The 14,446-nt window shown below is 66.6% G+C and carries 20 protein-coding genes; 11 read left to right on the top strand and 9 right to left on the bottom strand.

The window, feature by feature from the left end; translation table 11 throughout:
* The first annotated feature begins 549 nt into the window (after positions 1-549).
* The 3 genes from OKA11_RS13005 (at position 550) to OKA11_RS12995 (ending at position 3,027) form a co-directional block, all read left to right on the top strand.
* Positions 550-1,116 (top strand): sterol desaturase family protein, encoded by a 567-nt coding sequence (locus OKA11_RS13005; protein ID WP_267220899.1) that lies wholly within the window; start codon positions 550-552, stop codon positions 1,114-1,116.
* Positions 1,117-1,285: 169 nt separating this feature from the next.
* The gene (locus OKA11_RS13000) at positions 1,286-1,555 is read left to right on the top strand and encodes a hypothetical protein (RefSeq protein ID WP_267220897.1); all 270 of its coding nucleotides are present in this window, start codon (positions 1,286-1,288) and stop codon (positions 1,553-1,555) included.
* 65 nt (positions 1,556-1,620) lie between these two features.
* The gene (locus OKA11_RS12995; RefSeq protein WP_267220894.1) at positions 1,621-3,027 is read left to right on the top strand and encodes a L,D-transpeptidase scaffold domain-containing protein; all 1,407 of its coding nucleotides are present in this window, start codon (positions 1,621-1,623) and stop codon (positions 3,025-3,027) included.
* Between the two features lie 120 nt (positions 3,028-3,147).
* Here OKA11_RS12995 and OKA11_RS12990 read toward each other — a convergent pair whose 3' ends face one another.
* Both OKA11_RS12990 and OKA11_RS12985 read right to left on the bottom strand, forming a co-directional pair.
* Positions 3,148-3,507: a YbaN family protein gene (locus OKA11_RS12990; protein WP_267220892.1), complete on the bottom strand. Its 360-nt coding sequence runs from the start codon at positions 3,505-3,507 to the stop codon at positions 3,148-3,150.
* Entirely contained in the window at positions 3,504-3,926 is a 423-nt protein-coding gene (locus OKA11_RS12985) for a SufE family protein (RefSeq protein WP_267220890.1), read from the bottom strand. The genes OKA11_RS12990 and OKA11_RS12985 overlap by 4 nt, the downstream gene beginning before the upstream one ends.
* A gap of 78 nt (positions 3,927-4,004) precedes the next feature.
* Here OKA11_RS12985 and OKA11_RS12980 point away from each other — a divergent pair, with 78 nt between their 5' ends.
* The 3 genes from OKA11_RS12980 to OKA11_RS12970 all read left to right on the top strand — a co-directional run bounded on the left by OKA11_RS12980 (position 4,005) and on the right by OKA11_RS12970 (position 8,162).
* Positions 4,005-6,059 carry an NAD(+) synthase gene (locus OKA11_RS12980; protein ID WP_267220888.1) on the top strand — a complete coding sequence of 685 codons (2,055 nt, stop codon included), beginning with the start codon at positions 4,005-4,007 and terminating at the stop codon, positions 6,057-6,059.
* Between the two features lie 115 nt (positions 6,060-6,174).
* The gene (locus OKA11_RS24625; protein WP_288806332.1) at positions 6,175-6,999 is read left to right on the top strand and encodes a CatB-related O-acetyltransferase; all 825 of its coding nucleotides are present in this window, start codon (positions 6,175-6,177) and stop codon (positions 6,997-6,999) included.
* Positions 7,000-7,169: 170 nt separating this feature from the next.
* Positions 7,170-8,162: a phosphatase PAP2 family protein gene (locus tag OKA11_RS12970; RefSeq protein WP_323748322.1), complete on the top strand. Its 993-nt coding sequence runs from the start codon at positions 7,170-7,172 to the stop codon at positions 8,160-8,162.
* 69 nt (positions 8,163-8,231) lie between these two features.
* On the opposite strand, the gene OKA11_RS12965 is transcribed toward OKA11_RS12970, so the two are convergent.
* The 7 genes from OKA11_RS12965 to OKA11_RS12935 all read right to left on the bottom strand — a co-directional run bounded on the left by OKA11_RS12965 (position 8,232) and on the right by OKA11_RS12935 (position 11,096).
* A complete protein-coding gene (locus OKA11_RS12965; protein ID WP_267220886.1) occupies positions 8,232-8,471 on the bottom strand; it encodes a hypothetical protein in 240 nt (79 codons plus the stop codon).
* Entirely contained in the window at positions 8,468-8,806 is a 339-nt protein-coding gene (locus tag OKA11_RS12960) for a hypothetical protein (RefSeq protein WP_267220884.1), read from the bottom strand. The genes OKA11_RS12965 and OKA11_RS12960 overlap by 4 nt, the downstream gene beginning before the upstream one ends.
* 19 nt (positions 8,807-8,825) lie before the next feature.
* A complete protein-coding gene (locus tag OKA11_RS12955) occupies positions 8,826-9,110 on the bottom strand; it encodes a hypothetical protein (protein ID WP_267220882.1) in 285 nt (94 codons plus the stop codon).
* On the bottom strand, positions 9,107-9,406 hold the full coding sequence (locus tag OKA11_RS12950; RefSeq protein ID WP_267220880.1) for a hypothetical protein: 300 nt from the start codon (positions 9,404-9,406) through the stop codon (positions 9,107-9,109). The genes OKA11_RS12955 and OKA11_RS12950 overlap by 4 nt, the downstream gene beginning before the upstream one ends.
* 33 nt (positions 9,407-9,439) lie before the next feature.
* A complete protein-coding gene (locus OKA11_RS12945; RefSeq protein ID WP_267220879.1) occupies positions 9,440-9,880 on the bottom strand; it encodes a PspC domain-containing protein in 441 nt (146 codons plus the stop codon).
* Positions 9,881-9,999: 119 nt separating this feature from the next.
* Entirely contained in the window at positions 10,000-10,911 is a 912-nt protein-coding gene (pspA, locus tag OKA11_RS12940) for a phage shock protein PspA (protein ID WP_267220877.1), read from the bottom strand.
* Positions 10,908-11,096, bottom strand: coding sequence for a hypothetical protein (locus tag OKA11_RS12935; RefSeq protein WP_267220875.1), 189 nt, complete (start codon positions 11,094-11,096; stop codon positions 10,908-10,910). The genes pspA and OKA11_RS12935 overlap by 4 nt, the downstream gene beginning before the upstream one ends.
* A 160-nt stretch (positions 11,097-11,256) precedes the next feature.
* On the opposite strand from OKA11_RS12935, the gene pspF reads away from it, so the two are divergent.
* The 5 genes from pspF (at position 11,257) to OKA11_RS12910 (ending at position 14,384) form a co-directional block, all read left to right on the top strand.
* Entirely contained in the window at positions 11,257-12,396 is a 1,140-nt protein-coding gene (gene pspF, locus OKA11_RS12930; protein WP_267220873.1) for a phage shock protein operon transcriptional activator, read from the top strand.
* A 169-nt stretch (positions 12,397-12,565) separates the two neighbouring features.
* On the top strand, positions 12,566-13,090 hold the full coding sequence (locus tag OKA11_RS12925) for a helix-turn-helix domain-containing protein (protein ID WP_267220871.1): 525 nt from the start codon (positions 12,566-12,568) through the stop codon (positions 13,088-13,090).
* A gap of 87 nt (positions 13,091-13,177) precedes the next feature.
* Positions 13,178-13,516, top strand: coding sequence for a hypothetical protein (locus OKA11_RS12920; protein WP_267220869.1), 339 nt, complete (start codon positions 13,178-13,180; stop codon positions 13,514-13,516).
* A gap of 20 nt (positions 13,517-13,536) precedes the next feature.
* The gene (locus tag OKA11_RS12915; protein ID WP_267220867.1) at positions 13,537-14,040 is read left to right on the top strand and encodes a hypothetical protein; all 504 of its coding nucleotides are present in this window, start codon (positions 13,537-13,539) and stop codon (positions 14,038-14,040) included.
* Positions 14,041-14,072: 32 nt separating this feature from the next.
* Positions 14,073-14,384, top strand: coding sequence for a JAB domain-containing protein (locus OKA11_RS12910; protein ID WP_267220865.1), 312 nt, complete (start codon positions 14,073-14,075; stop codon positions 14,382-14,384).
* Positions 14,385-14,446: the final 62 nt, after the last annotated feature.

Below are 14,446 nucleotides of genomic sequence, written 5' to 3'. Positions count from 1 at the left end.
GAAGATGAACGGGAGACGACCAAGAGGTCACAGTCCTGTCGGCATTTGTAACTAAGTGTCGCAAGGGCGCTGCGGTATGAACCCGCTTGCGACCCGAGGGAGAGGGCGCCTGAAAACAGAAGGAATGCAGGCGCGGACGTGTTTCGCCACCGAGCCGACACGGCCGCCTCTGCATTCCCGATTCTCCCGACTTTCCGACAATTCGAGAGCGTTTGCCGTCCTGCGTTGCGGTGCGCGCAACTTGAAGTGCGAAAAACGCAACCTTTGCGGGCCTGGAGGGGGAGTTGCGTGCGCTGCGTGCAATTTTGTTGCGTCCCGCGCAACTGGCAGTTCCACCTAGTCATTTGCGGTTAGGCGCGGTCTGACGCAAAAGGAACTCGCCTTTCAGGCATCCTCTCCCAAAGACTTTCAAGGGCTGGTCCTCACGGACCGGCCTTTTTTTTGTCCTGCGCCCTTCTTGTCCTGTGAACGGGGGGCTGGCCGGGCAAAGTCGCGGCGAAAGGGCAATCGGTTCCTGACAAACCGGGGGGGCGGCGCTAGGCTGGCCGCATGTCCTCCATTCCCGCCTTGCTGCTTCCGGTTCTTGTTGTCCTGGCCACGGTGGCCGCGATGGAAGGGATCGCCTGGGCCAGCCACAAGTATGTGATGCACGGCTTCGGCTGGGCCTGGCACCGCGACCATCATGAACCGCACACGGGCGTGCTGGAGAAGAACGACCTCTATGCCCTGTTCGGGGCGGGGATCAGCATCGGCCTGTTCGTGCTGGGCTCGCCGATGATCCTGGGGGCGCGGGCCTGGGCGCCGGGGACGTGGATGGGCATCGGCGTGCTGATCTACGGCGTGATCTATAGCCTGATCCACGACGGACTGGTGCACCAGCGCTATTTCAAATGGGTGCCGCGCCGCGGCTATGCGCGGCGACTCGTGCAGGCGCACCGCTTGCACCATGCGACGCTTGGCAAGGAGGGCGGGGTGAGCTTCGGTTTCCTGGTCGCGCGCGATCCGGCGGCCTTGCGGCGGGAGCTGCGCCAGCAGCGGCTGTCCGGCATCGCGGTGCTGCGCGAGGCGGTGGACGGCGATGCCGGGCGCGGATTCGAGGAGGCCGGAGAGCCCTGAGTGGGCACCTCAACTCGTCGCTCATAATGCACGCCTTGCCGCGCATGCTACAACCGTCCATATAGGCCCCCCGGCATCGGGAGTACGTATTTTTCCGTGCCACCGGAACGCTTAGACGTGTGATCCCAGCCGTTCCTTTCCCGGCACGTGTCTTTGGGAGTGTTGCCCCATGAGAAAGGACATCCTGAAAGTGCTGGTAGCAGGCGGCCTGATGACGGGCAGCCTGGCAATGGGCGGCTGCTCGTCGAGTGGGGACACGATTCCCGCGCCTGCCCCGCCGCCGCCGGCAAGGCCGCCGCTGCCGCCGGGGGCGATCCCCGGAACGATGGCGGCCGATCGTGACGGCGATGGCGTGGTCGATGGCTACTACACTTCCGACGGTGTCTACCACCCGACCTGCGTGCCGCCGCCGTCCGGCAGTCGGGGCGAGCGCGGCTGAGCGACGCCCTCGCGGGTGTTCGCCCAGTGGCGATGACCTTGCGATGAGCTTGCCATGACCTTGCCATGACCTGCCGCCCGCTTCTCCCTGGCGCCGGCGCGGCTGCGCTGGTCCTCGCCGCGACGGCGCTGCCGAGCGGATCGGCGCTGGCGTCGGTGCGTGCATCGGGGCCCGGCACGCCTGCCAGCAAGCTCTCCGGTGCGCCTCCGGACGCCGCTTCAGGCGCGCCGGGAGCCGCAGGGGAGCTTGCCCTCCAGGCGGCGATCCGGGCCGAGGCGGGCGGAAAGCTCGGCCGGTTCTACGCGGCGCGGGGTTACCGCCCGCTCTGGCTGGAGAACGGGCAGATCGGCAGGCCGGCCGAGCTCCTGCTGGAGGAGCTTGGCGAGGCCGATCTCGATGGGCTCAGGCCCGGCCATTACGATCCCGCCGCCCTGCGCGGCGCCTTGGCCGCCGCGCAGGGCGGCGATCCGCGCGCGCAGGCCCGTGCCGAACTGGCGCTGTCGCGCGTCTTTGTGCGCTATGTCCACGAGATGCGGGAGACGCGCGATGTCGGCATGACGTTTGTCGGGCCGGGGCTCGAACCGCCCCGGCTCGACGACGAGGCGGTGCTGCGCGCGGCAACGGCGCAGGACCTAGGCACCCATCTGCAGACCATGGCCTGGATGAGCCCGCACTACCTGCGCCTGCGCGATCTGCTGCGCACCGCGCTGGCGCGGGGTGAGGGCGAGGAGATGGTTGGGGTCATCCGCCTCAACATCGAGCGGGCGCGGGTGCTGCCGCCCGCCTCGGTGCGCCATATCGTCGTCGATGCGGCCAGCGCCCGCCTCTGGTACTATCAGGACGGCAGGCTGGCCGGATCGATGAAAGTGGTGGTGGGCGCGGGCCGGACGCAGACGCCGATGCTGGCGGGCTACGTCGGCTGGGCGGTGTTCAATCCCTACTGGAACGTGCCCGACTACCTTACCCGCGACAGCATCGCCCGCAAGGTGCTGGCCGGGCGTACGCTGGCCTCGATGCACATGGAGGCCCTGTCGGACTGGGGTGACAATCCCCGGCGCATCGATCCCGCCACGATCGACTGGCGCGCGGTGGCGGCGGGCACGCGGGACTTGCGCGTGCGCGAACTGCCGGGGCCGACGAATTCGATGGGCAAGGTCAAGTTCGTGTTCCCGAACGGCGAGGGTATCTACCTGCACGATACGCCGAGCCGGGACTTGCTGCTGAAGGAGAACCGGCACTTTTCCAACGGCTGCGTCCGGCTCGGCAATGCGGATGAACTGGGGCGCTGGCTGATGGGAGCGGCCTACCGGCTTCCTGCCCCGGGCAGCGCGCCCGAGCAGCAGGTGGCCCTGCCGGCCGCGGTCCCGGTCTATCTCACGTACCTTACCGCTGCGGCAGACGGGGACGGGGTGGCGCTGCTGGAGGATGTCTACGGCCGCGACGGCCGGCCCCGGCAGGTGGCGGCGCGCTGATCCTTCAGAGCGTTTTTCGAACGGAGTGGAACCCGCAGTGACTCGGAAAAACGCGGAAAACAAAGAATCTGGAGAGCCCGATCTGATTCAATCAGATCGCAAAACGCTCTAGAGGGCCGTCTATTCGGCGCGGGTCCAGATCCACGGGCCGATCACCAGCAGCACGCCCGCCGGGATCAGCACCCAGGGCCAGCCGACGGTGAATCCGGTGAACGGCACCGAGGCGCTCATGGCAAGGATCGCCGAGACCTTGCCCTTGCGGCTGATGGCGCGCCGGTCGCGCCATGCGCGCAAGTGATGGCCGTGGGTGGGGTGGTTGTAGAGCCGTTCGGCCCATGCCGGGTGGCTCTTGCCGAAGCACCAGGCGGCCAGCAGGTAGAACACCACCGTCGGCATCACCGGCAGGAAGATGCCGATCGTGCCCAGCGCCACGAAGAACAGCCCCGCCGCCATCCATGCGTGGCGGCCGACGTGCCTCATTCCGTTCCCGCGCCTTGCGCATAGCGCGCCGCCGTCTCGCGGATCAGCGCGATCATGTTGGGCACGCCCTGGGTGCGGTTGGAGGAGAGCTGGTTCTTGAGGTCGAACGGCTCCAGCGCGGCGGCGATGTCGGTCGCGGCCACTTCGGCGGCGGGGCGGTCCTGCACGGCGGAGATCACCAGCGAGACGATGCCCTTGGTGATCGCCGCGTTGCTGTCCGCCAGGAAGTGCAGCGTGCCGTCCGCCTGCGCCATCGGATAGACCCAGACGCTGGCCGAACAGCCGCGCACTTTGGTGGCGTCCGTCTTGAGCGCATCGGGCATGGGGTCGAGTTCGGAACCGAGGCCGATCAACAGGCGATAGCGTTCATCGCCTTCGGAAAACTCGTATTCTTCGCGGATGTCGTCGAGGCTGCGCATGACCTGCCATTTAAGCGCGGCGCGGGGGAGGGCAAGGGGAAGTTGCCTCTCGCGCTCGTTCCTGTCAGGGATTTGGCCATGAGTGCACATCCCTTCTATTCCATGCACGAACACGGCTTCGTGCGCGTCGCCACGTCCACGCCCAAGGTCCGCACCGCCGATGTCGCCTTCAACCGCGACGCCGTGCTGGCCGAGGCGCAGCGCGCGCATGAGGCGCATGTGGACCTCTTGGTCTTTCCCGAACTGTGCCTCTCCTCCTACGCGATCGACGACCTGCACTTGCAGGCGGCGATGATCGAGGCGGTGGAAGCGGCCGTGGCGGAAATCGTCCACGCCAGCGCCGATCTTTCACCGGTGCTGCTGGTCGGCGCGGCGCTGCCGCACAAGGGGCGGCTCTACAACTGCGCGCTCGCCATCGCGCATGGGCGGCTGCTGGGCGTGGTGCCCAAGTCCTACCTGCCCAACTACCGCGAGTTCTACGAAAAGCGCTGGTTCGCCAGCGGCAAGACGCTGAAGGGCCAGACCATCCGCGTGAACGGGCAGGAGGTGCCCTTCGGCGTCGATCTGGTCTTCGCCTCCGAAGTCTTGCCCAACTTCCGCTTCTTCATCGAGATCTGCGAGGACATCTGGGCCGCCACTCCGCCCAGCTCGCACGGCGCGCTCGCCGGGGCGACCATCCTGTGCAACCTTTCGGCTTCCAACATCGTCATCGGCAAGTCGGACGAGCGGCACCTGCTCTGCCGCTCGCAGTCGGCCCGGGCCACGGCGGCCTATATCTATTCGGCGGCGGGCCACGGCGAGAGCACGACCGACCTTGCCTGGGACGGGCAGGGCATCGTCTACGAACTGGGCGACCTCCTGGCCGAGAGCGAGCGCTTCTCGCTGGAGGCCGAACTCTGCATCGCCGACGTCGATGTCGATCGCATCGTCATGGACCGCATGCGCGTGCCCACGTTCAACGACGCGGCCGAAGTGGCGGGCAGGCCGGACGAGACGTTCCGCACCGTGCGCTTCCGCCATGCCCCGGCGGGCGGCGACATCGGGTTGATCCGCCCGGTCTCGCGCTTCCCCTTCGTGCCCTCGCGCGCCGACAAGCTCGATGCCGACTGCTACGAGGCGTTCAATATCCAGGTGGACGGCCTGATGCGCCGGATCGAGGCTACCGGCGCGAAGTCGATGGTGATCGGCATCTCGGGCGGGCTCGATTCCACCCACGCGCTGATCGTCGCCGCCCGCGCCTGCGACCGGCTGGGCCTGCCGCGCAGCTTCATTCGCGGCTACACGATGCCCGGTTTCGCCACCAGCGACGGCACGAAATCCAATGCCTGGACGCTGATGAACGCCGTGGGCATCACCGCCGAGGAGATCGACATCCGCCCCGCCGCGACGACGATGCTGCAGGACATCGGCCACGCTTTCTCGAATGGGGAGCCCGTCTATGACGTGACCTTCGAGAACGTGCAGGCGGGCCTGCGCACCGATTACCTGTTCCGCCTCGCCAACCAGCACGACGGCTTCGTGATCGGCACCGGCGACTTGTCCGAACTGGCGCTGGGCTGGTGCACTTACGGTGTCGGCGACCAGATGAGCCACTACACGGTCAATGCGGGCGTGCCCAAGACGCTGATCCAGTACCTGATCCGCTGGTGCGCCACGACCGGCCAGTTCGGCGCGGAAACCGAGGAAGTGCTGCTCGCCATCCTCGGCACCGAGATCTCGCCCGAACTCGTGCCGGCAGGCGCGGACGGCGCGATCCAGAGCACCGAGGCGAAGATCGGGCCTTACGAACTCAACGACTTCTTCCTGCATCACGTCATGCGCTTCGGGCAGAAGCCGTCGAAAGTGGCGTTCCTCGCGCTCCATGCCTGGCACGACGCTGCCCTCGGCACCTGGCCTGCGGGTTTCCCCGAGGACCGCAAGAACGAGTACGACCTCGCCGCGATCCGCTCCTGGCTGGAGAAGTTCCTGCGGCGTTTCTTCGCTTTCAGCCAGTTCAAGCGCTCGGCGGTGCCGAACGGGCCGAAGGTGTCGTCCGGCGGCGCGCTGAGCCCGCGCGGTGACTGGCGCGCGCCGTCCGATGCCAGCGCGGCGGTGTGGCTGGCCGAGTTGGAGGCGAAAGTGCCGATCCGCTGAAGGATCCGTGGTCGCGACTTCATTTGACAAAATGTAAGGCGCGGCCATTTGCGATGTTCGGCTCATGCGGCTGAGTGCCGCCTATAATAAGGCCTCAACACTATTGAGGTTCAGGATGATTGCCGCTCTTTCCGATGACCAGATCGCATCGCTGAACGGCATCGATATCGAGATTCGGGGGGACACCCAGTTCCTGTACACCCATCACGATACTAGCGAGACGATCATCGAAAGCCCGGCACGGCTCGATTACGGCGTCTTCAAGTTCGGTTTCATGGGCGCGTTTAGCTATATCGGCATCAATGGGTCGAGCACCTTCATGCTGCACATCGAATCCATCGGCCGCTTCTGTTCGATCGCAGCCAACGTGATTTGCGGCCAGTCCGAGCATCCCACCGATTTCGTGTCCGCCAGTCCGATCTTCCTAGGTTTCCCGATGAAGGGGAGTGCGATCGAGACCTTCAAGGCCAACAACCGGCACGGCATGGCCGTTGCTGGACGCAAGTTGGCCTCGGCACTGGGCGAGCGGGCGAACAAGGTCCGTATCGGAAACGATGTGTGGATCGGCGAAGGCGCCTTCATTCGGTGCGGGGTGACGATCGGTGATGGCGCGATCGTTGCGGCGCGCGCGGTGGTGACGAAGGATGTCCCGCCTTACGCGATTGTCGGCGGCTCGCCCGCGCGGATCATCCGCTATCGTTTCGAGCCGGAAGTCATTGCCGAACTGCTGCGCCTGCAATGGTGGAACTATGGGCTGACAGCGCTGGAAGGAGCAGACTTCACCGATATTGCCGATGTCATCGCGACTGCGGACCGCCGCATCGCTTCGGGCGAGGCGCGTCTTCACGACGGGACGCTGGCGGTGATCGGGCACGACCGCAGCCTCTCGTTCTGCCGCTACGATGCCGATGCGCAGGGAATGGTTCCCGTCTCGATCTGAACCGGAATGGGGATGGGAGCCGGCGAACGCATGCGGTCTATGGCTATCCAGTTCACCTTCGCTTAAGCGTCGCGGGCGGATCGCCGGAGCCCGGTGTTACGCTTTCATACCCTCCTGGATTCGATTCGATGATCCCGACGCCGCCGTCCTGGCGCCTGCAAGATAGTCCCGTGGCCGCTGCGCACGATGCACAGGCCGCCGCAATGGCCACGGCCCTGGCGGCCCTGCGCAAGAGCGGGCCGCGTCTGCGGCGGCATTTGCTGGTCGCTCTGCTGGTCAGTCTCTGCGTGCTGTCGCTGCTGATGCGCCGCGCGGCGTTGCACATCGATCCGTGGCACGGTGACAACCTGCCGTTCTATGGCGCGGGCCTGGCCTTGCTCATCCTGCGTTTCGGCTTGCCGCGCAGCGACTGGCGCCACGCCGTACCGGTCGCCCGCTTCAGCGAGTATGCGGCGCTTTTCACGCTGATCTCGCTGATGGGGGCGACGGCGAGCTATCCGGTGGCGGCGCTCACGCATGGTTATGCCGATGCGGCCTTGCAGCGCATCGACCTGGCGCTTGGGTTCGACTGGCTGGCCTGCTACCGGCGCGTCGCCGCGCATCCCTTGCTGCAACTGCTGGGCACGGCCGCCTACCGCAGCATCTATTTCACTCCGGCGGTGCTGCTGGCCCATGCGGCCTGGACCGGACGGCAGGGCCGGGCCTACGAGTTTCTCGCCGCCTTCTGGCTGGCGGCCGTAATCACGCTCGGCGTGTTCAGCCTGATGCCGGCGGTCGGCCCGTTCTCCTACCTGTGGCACGGGGCAATCCCCTATATGCCCGAGAGCGAGCTGTGGCAGCAGGGGCTGATCCCGGGCTTGCGGGCGCACAGCGTGACGCAAGTCGACATCGCCCACTTGCGCGGGATCGTCTCGGCGCCGAGCTTCCACACCGCGGCGGCGGTTCTCTATATCGCGGCGGGCTGGCGGATCGCCGGGCTGCGCTGGCCGATCGTTACCCTGAACACGGCGATGCTGCTGTCGACCCCGGTGGAGGGAACGCACTACCTGATCGACATGATCATCGGTGCGGCGGTGGCGGGGGTCTCGCTCTCGCTGGTCATGGCCTACCGGGCGATGCTGCGGCGCAGCGGCGCGCGAGAAGCGGGGCTTCTCGCGGCCTGAGAGAGGTCTGTAAATTCGCTTGCGGGCGGACTTTACTCAATCCCGCAGGGCCTCAACCCCGGAGCGGCCTCAATCCCGCAGCGCCTCGATCTGGCGGGCGAGGTCGGAACCGCGCTTGTCATCGGTGGCGATGCGTTCGAGCACGGCGATGCGCTTGCGCAGGTTTTCGACTTCGGCTTCGAGTTCGTGTTCGCGCTGGCCATCGTCTCCGGCGCCGAAGCCCAGCTTCTCGCCGCGCAGCTTCTGGGCGCGCAGCCAGACCCCGCTGGCGATGGCGAACATGACGACAACGGCAGTCCAGAAGCTCATTGCTTGGTAACCTCGTGGCGGGCCTCGCGCAGGCCTTCGATCTGGCGGGCTACATCATAACCCTGGTCGGTGACAATCCGCTCGACGCTGGCGAGGCGGTCCTTGATCGAACCGACTTCGGCGCGCAGCTGGGCATTCTCCTGGGTCAGCAGTTGCACGCGGGCCTGGGCCTCGGTGTCGTCCTTGGGGTAGACCGCCTTGCCCCACGAATTCTCGAGCGGATAGCCGTTGCGCATGCGCAGCCAGTTGTTGACCACCCAGCCCAGCGTCGCCACCGCGGTCGCCGAGATGATGACGGGTGCGAGCGCTTCGATCATGACGAAGTCGAGTGCCATGTGTGAAAGTCCCCTGTGGTCAGTTCGCGCGCGGTTCGCGCAGCGTTTCGATCTGGCGCGCGGTGTCCCAGGCGCCGTCGGTGACGATGGTTTCGAGGGCGCGCAGGCGGCTCTCGATCTCGGCATTATGGGTGGCGTACTGCGCGGCCTTTTCGGCGGCGTTCTGGGCGGTGATGCCCGCGGTCAGCTCCAGCTTGCGCTCCAGGAAGGCAAGGCGGCGCTTGTAGGCCCCGGCAAGGATCGCGGCCATGGCGATCATCGCGCCCATGACGGCGGCCAGGCCCATGAAGTCTCCGAAGCTCACTGGCGGGTTTCCTTTTCCGTCGTGCCGGCTTCCATGGCGCGCTGATCGCCGATCCGTGTGTCGCGCAGGGCCTCGATCTGGAGCGCGGTGTCGTAGCCGCCATCGGTGATGATGCGTTCGAGCACGCGCACGCGCTCTTCCAGCTCGCGGGAGTTCGAGGCGTATTGGGCGGCCTTTTCGGCCGTCGCCTCGACCTGCAGTTCCGCCATCTTGCGCTGGTGGCGGGTCCAGATCGCGAAACCGCCGATGATGAACGGCGCCAGCGGAATGAGCAGCGCGATCGTGTGGTTGTCCATGGTCCTGTATCTCTCTTGCCGTCGGGGGGCGGGTCAGCGCAGGCTGTCGATTTCGGCGGCGAGGCGCGAGGTGCTGCTGGTCTTGTAGTGTTCCTCCATCTCGGCGACGCGGCGGTCGATGTCCGAGATGTCCGAGCGCAGGCGGCTGGAGCGGGCGGTTTCGCGGGTCATGCCGAAGCCGCTGAGATTGAGGCCGCGATCAAGCCCGCGGCTGCGGCGCACGCGGCGCTGTTCCATGCGGCGCAGCAGGCGGTCCTCCTCCTCTTCGGAATAGAGGTACATCGGCTTGTCGTCGGCCAGCCAGGCGATCATGATGTAGGCAAAGATCGTGAAGCCCGCGAGGCCGAAACACGTGAGCAGCACGGCCGCAAGGCGCACCCACAATGCGTCGATCCCGGTATAGTCGGCGATCCCCGCGCAGACGCCCTTGATCTTGCCGTTCGACTTGTCGAGATAGAAATTTCCGCGTGACACTGTTTGTTTCCTTCCCCTGAAACGCTGGAGGCCGCAGGCCTCCGCTCCCGGTCACACGCCCCATCTGAAGGGGCCGGACGGCGCGCGCATGCCGGGAGGCCAGGTGCGCGCCGACAGGATCAGAACGGGTCGCCGTCCGGCTTGGCAGGAGCGCTGGCGGCAGGCGTGCCCATCGCGCGCTTCATCTCGGCCAGTTCGGCGTCGATCGTGTCGCCATCGGCGAGTGCGGCGATCTCTTCGGCGAGCGTCGGCTGGCGCTTGTCGGCCAGGCTCATCGCCTCGGCACGGCCTTCCGCATAGTCGACACGGCGTTCGAGCTGTTCGAAGCGCACCAGCGCCTCGTCCACGCGCTCGCTCGACAGCAAGGTGCGCAGTTTGACGCGATTCTCGGCGCTCTGCAAGCGCGCGGCGATCGAGGACTGGCGGCTGCGCGCTTCGCGCAGGCGGCTCTGCAGCTTCGCGATGTCGGTCTCGTAGGCGCGCAGGGCATCGTCCAGCACGAGGATCTCGGCATTGAGCTGCTCGGCCATGTCGGCGGCCTTCTTGCGTTCGAGCAGGGCGGCGCGGGCAAGATCCTCGCGGTCCTTGCTGAGCGCGAGCTGGGCCTTGTCGCCCCAGTCGGCCTGGAGCCGGTCGAGCTTGCCGACGTGGCGGCGCAGTTCCTTCTGGTCGGCGATGGTCCGCGCGCTGCTGGTGCGCACCTCCACCAGCGTCTCTTCCATCTCGAGGATGATCAGGCGGATCATCTTGGCCGGGTCTTCGGCCTTGTCGAGCATGTCGTTGAAGTTGGCGGCGATGATGTCGCGGGTGCGGGAGAAGATACCCATCGTGGTCGTTCCTTTGGTGCCGAAGCCCGAATTATTGATGCCCGAAGCCTTGAAGCCCGTGGTGCCGTGGTTGCCGCCTGTCCGCGTCCGGTTCTCGAAACCGAGCTGGCTCGGATCGAAAGGGCGGGCGCGGCCGTCCCGGGCGCTGCCGGCGGCCTGGCCCGAAGTCTGGAGAATTTCGATCTCCGCGTCGAGCCTGCTCATTGCAGGTGGCTCCCCATGCACACGGGGGCCGCCGCATGGGCCTTGGTGGCGAACTGATCGCTCATGGCCACGAGGTTGAGCGAACCCATCGCCAGGATGCTGATGAGGATCGCCCAGTCGAGCTTGCTGCGCACCGGGGCGCCGGCGGCGTCGCGGCTGGCTGCGGGAGCTTCATGGAACGGCATGGCATCGGTCCTTCGGTTGGGATCAGTGAGATTGCCCAATGCTTCGCAAGGGGTGTGCCAAATTGCGGAAATGGCGGAATTGCGTGATTTCAGTGTCTTGTCTCGGATGCGCTGGAAATATGAATTGCCAATGAATGGGAAATTTCGCTAACATTTGGGAATGGAGCGCGAAGTCCAGTTCATCGGCCAGTCCTCGGCCTTCCTCGACGCGGTCGAGCGGGCGAGCCGTGCCGCTGCCGTGCGCCGCCCGGTGCTGGTGATCGGTGAGCGGGGGACCGGCAAGGAACTGATCGCCCAGCGGCTCCACCACCTCTCGCCGCGCTGGGGGGAGCCGCTGGTCACGCTCAACTGCGCGGCGCTGCCCGAGACGCTGATCGAGGCGGAACTGTTCGGGCACGAGGCGGGGGCCTTCACCGGCGCGGTGCGGGCGCGGGCAGGGCGCTTCGAGGAGGCCGATCGCGGGACCCTGTTCCTCGACGAACTCGGCACCCTGTCGATGGCGGCGCAGGAGCGGCTGCTGCGCGCCATCGAATATGGCGAGGTCGCGCGGATCGGCGCCTCGCGGCCGGTGCAGGTCGATGTGCGCATCGTCGGCGCCACCAATGCCGACCTGCCGCGCATGGTGGAGGAGGGGACGTTCCGCGCCGACCTGCTCGACCGGCTCAGCTTCGAGGTCATCAACCTGCCGCCGCTGCGGGCGCGGGAAGGGGATGTGTTCGAACTGGCCGATTATTATGGGCGCCGCATGGCCAGCGAGCTGGAGTGGGATCGCTGGCCGGGCTTCGCGGCCGAGGCGATGGCGGCGCTGGAGGCGCATCGCTGGCCCGGCAACGTGCGTGAACTGCGCAATGTGGTGGAGCGGGCGGTCTACCGCTGGGGGTTGGAGGAGGAGCCGATCGCGCGAATCGTCTTCGACCCGTTCGATTATCCCTGGCGGGCCGAGCCGGTGACAGTTCCGGGGGCGGGGCCAGTTCCGGGGCCAGTTCCGGGGCCGGTGCGCGTGTCGCCGCTTGCCGATGTGCCGGTTCCGCCTGCGGTGCAATCTGTGCCGGTTTCGGCAGGTCCGCCTCGTGCCGGGCGCGACTTGCGGGGCGCGGTCGAGGCCTACGAGCGGGCGCTGCTGGTCGAGGCGCTGGAGGGGCATCGCTGGAACCAGCGGCGGGCGGCGGCGGCGCTGGGATTGAGTTACGACCAGTTGCGCCATGCGATCAAACGGCATCGCCTTTCCGCCGATATGATTGTGGCGCCGTCTTTGGCTGCCGGGCGGCGGGATTCGCTTTCGGACACCGAATCGGTTTAAGGGGCCCGGTGAACCCGTATGGGGTTTTTCTGGGCGGACTTGGGAAAGCCGGACATCCGGCGACTGATTTCCTGAAGATATTTTCTTTAAGGGACTGCCCGTATAGGGTGGTGTTCTGGTATAGTAGCCCGGCGGGCATGGACCCTGGGATACACCGATTGAGGGCAGTGTGGACGACGTGACCGACATTGCGGAAGGCAAGGCCATGCTGGGCAGCCTGACCGACAAGCAGGTCGAGGTGCTGGACCTGCTGGTCATGCATCGCACCACCAAGGAAATCGCCCGTGAGCTGGCGATTGCGCCCAACACCGTGGATCAGCGGATCGGTGCCGTGCGCGACAAGTGGGGAACGGTCAACCGCAAGGATACCGCGCGCCTCTATGCCCAGCTGGTCGAGCTATGTGGCAAACCCCTATGTGATTTTTCCCGTGTCGACGCCGACCCCGCGCTGCCGGATGAAGCGGATCAGGACTTGCCGGTCGATCCGGTCTTCGTTCTCTCCGATGCCCGCCCGATGGAGCGGCATCCGGACTGGTACGGAGCCCCGACGATCGAACCGGCGGGTCTGGAGGCTTTCGATGCGAAGTTCGGCCGGGCCGGGCGCATCGTCGCGGTAATCGTGCTGGCCCTGATGATGGCGGTGACGCTGGCGGCAACGCTGTCGATCGCCGATGTCCTGGGGCGGCTGATCTAGCGGCGCCTGCCCTTGCTCTCGTGCCTGGCCGCTGCCGATGCCTCCGTCACGGGAACCGGCGCCAAGGCGCAGATAGGGGTTAGAGGCATGACACCGGAAATCGCAGGCATGCGGATCGCACGCACCATTCGCTCGGTCGAGAACGACATGGACGAATTGCTCGCCAAGTCGAGCGAGCTTTTTGCCGAGATCGCCCGGGCGCGTATCGTCACCGAGGAAGCGGCCCGGCTTGGCCAGCAGCCGATGGCGCGCGTCGCCCGGCTGCAGCAGAGCCTGATGGATGCCCGTCTCGAACTGGTGCGGGCGCACCGCGACCTCTCGAAGATCGCGGAAACCATGGACATTCCGATCCGCTGCCCCGATGAAGCACGTCTCGCGGAGATGACTGCGGAAGAGATCGGCGCGATGGTGGCAACCGCCGCCTGATCGATGGCGAAGGGGCTGGTGTGATCAATTCGGAACAATTGGTTTTCTTCCTGCTCCTGGTCGTTTCGCTGGCATTGGCGCTGTGGAAGGGTGGGGCTCCCGAACGCTGGGGCGCCGTGGTCATCCTTGCGATGGTCGGGTTCGAGGCTACCGCCGAGATCTTCCTTCCCAGCGGCTTCCGGACCGTGGACCCGCTGTCGCTCCTGACGGACCTGGTAGGGACCATCGGTTTCGGCATGCTGGCGCTTCACGCGATGAGGATCTGGCCGTTATGGGCAACTTCGCTGCAATTGCTGAGCCTCAGCGCGCATTTCGCACGGTGGGCGGACATCGGCATCCCGCCGGTGGTCTATGCCGTGATGCGCAGTACGCCGACGGGGCTGGCGCTTGCGGTGCTGCTGGCGGGGACGCTGATGCATATGCGCCGGATGCGGCGGGATGGCAGCGATCGTTCCTGGCAGATCTGGTCCCGGGATACTGCCGGGTCCGTCCGCTCTCGAGCCGGTTACTCGAAACGCTGGTAGTCCGGCTTGGCCGGCTTGGCCGGGAAGTGCTGGTGGAACTGCCGTTCGACCGCGCCGGGCGGCTGATCGGCGAGGCGGTGTGCGTCGCCGGCGGCGTCGCCTCGATCGGCAGCAGCTATCGGATGCTGGTCCAGCGGGCGCTGGCCTGTGACGCGGCGGGCATCGTGCTGGCGCACAACCATCCCTCCGGCAGCTATCGGCCGAGCCGGGCCGACGTTGTCGCCACGCGCCAGATCGCCGCGGTATGCCGGGCGGTGGACCTTGATCTGTTCGACCATCTCGTGATCGGCGGGCGCAGCGTTGCCAGCATGCGCCAGGCAGGTCTGATGGCAGGCGCGGGGTAGCGCCTGCGGGGCGCGGGGCGATCATGCCCGCGCCGGCAACAAGAATGACGTGGTTCGGCGAC

Origin of the sequence: Novosphingobium clariflavum, assembly GCF_026420865.1 — a bacterium.
GTDB classification, from domain to species: domain Bacteria; phylum Pseudomonadota; class Alphaproteobacteria; order Sphingomonadales; family Sphingomonadaceae; genus Novosphingobium; species Novosphingobium clariflavum.
Note: the sequence above shows the minus strand (reverse complement) of the source record. Positions and strands in the feature narration are given on the sequence as shown.

Coding starts and splice junctions, on each gene's coding strand:
- OKA11_RS12965 (WP_267220886.1), bottom strand. CDS start 8,471: ATGAGCTTCTGGACTGCCGTTGTCGTCATGTTCGCCATCGCCAGCGGG.
- OKA11_RS12935 (WP_267220875.1), bottom strand. CDS start 11,096: ATGCCGTTCCATGAAGCTCCCGCAGCCAGCCGCGACGCCGCCGGCGCC.
- pspF (WP_267220873.1), top strand. CDS start 11,257: ATGGAGCGCGAAGTCCAGTTCATCGGCCAGTCCTCGGCCTTCCTCGAC.
- OKA11_RS12990 (WP_267220892.1), bottom strand. CDS start 3,507: ATGAGGCACGTCGGCCGCCACGCATGGATGGCGGCGGGGCTGTTCTTC.
- OKA11_RS13005 (WP_267220899.1), top strand. CDS start 550: ATGTCCTCCATTCCCGCCTTGCTGCTTCCGGTTCTTGTTGTCCTGGCC.
- OKA11_RS12980 (WP_267220888.1), top strand. CDS start 4,005: ATGAGTGCACATCCCTTCTATTCCATGCACGAACACGGCTTCGTGCGC.
- OKA11_RS12960 (WP_267220884.1), bottom strand. CDS start 8,806: ATGGCACTCGACTTCGTCATGATCGAAGCGCTCGCACCCGTCATCATC.
- OKA11_RS13000 (WP_267220897.1), top strand. CDS start 1,286: ATGAGAAAGGACATCCTGAAAGTGCTGGTAGCAGGCGGCCTGATGACG.
- OKA11_RS12920 (WP_267220869.1), top strand. CDS start 13,178: ATGACACCGGAAATCGCAGGCATGCGGATCGCACGCACCATTCGCTCG.
- OKA11_RS12985 (WP_267220890.1), bottom strand. CDS start 3,926: ATGCGCAGCCTCGACGACATCCGCGAAGAATACGAGTTTTCCGAAGGC.
- OKA11_RS24625 (WP_288806332.1), top strand. CDS start 6,175: ATGATTGCCGCTCTTTCCGATGACCAGATCGCATCGCTGAACGGCATC.
- OKA11_RS12995 (WP_267220894.1), top strand. CDS start 1,621: ATGACCTGCCGCCCGCTTCTCCCTGGCGCCGGCGCGGCTGCGCTGGTC.
- pspA (WP_267220877.1), bottom strand. CDS start 10,911: ATGAGCAGGCTCGACGCGGAGATCGAAATTCTCCAGACTTCGGGCCAG.
- OKA11_RS12950 (WP_267220880.1), bottom strand. CDS start 9,406: ATGGACAACCACACGATCGCGCTGCTCATTCCGCTGGCGCCGTTCATC.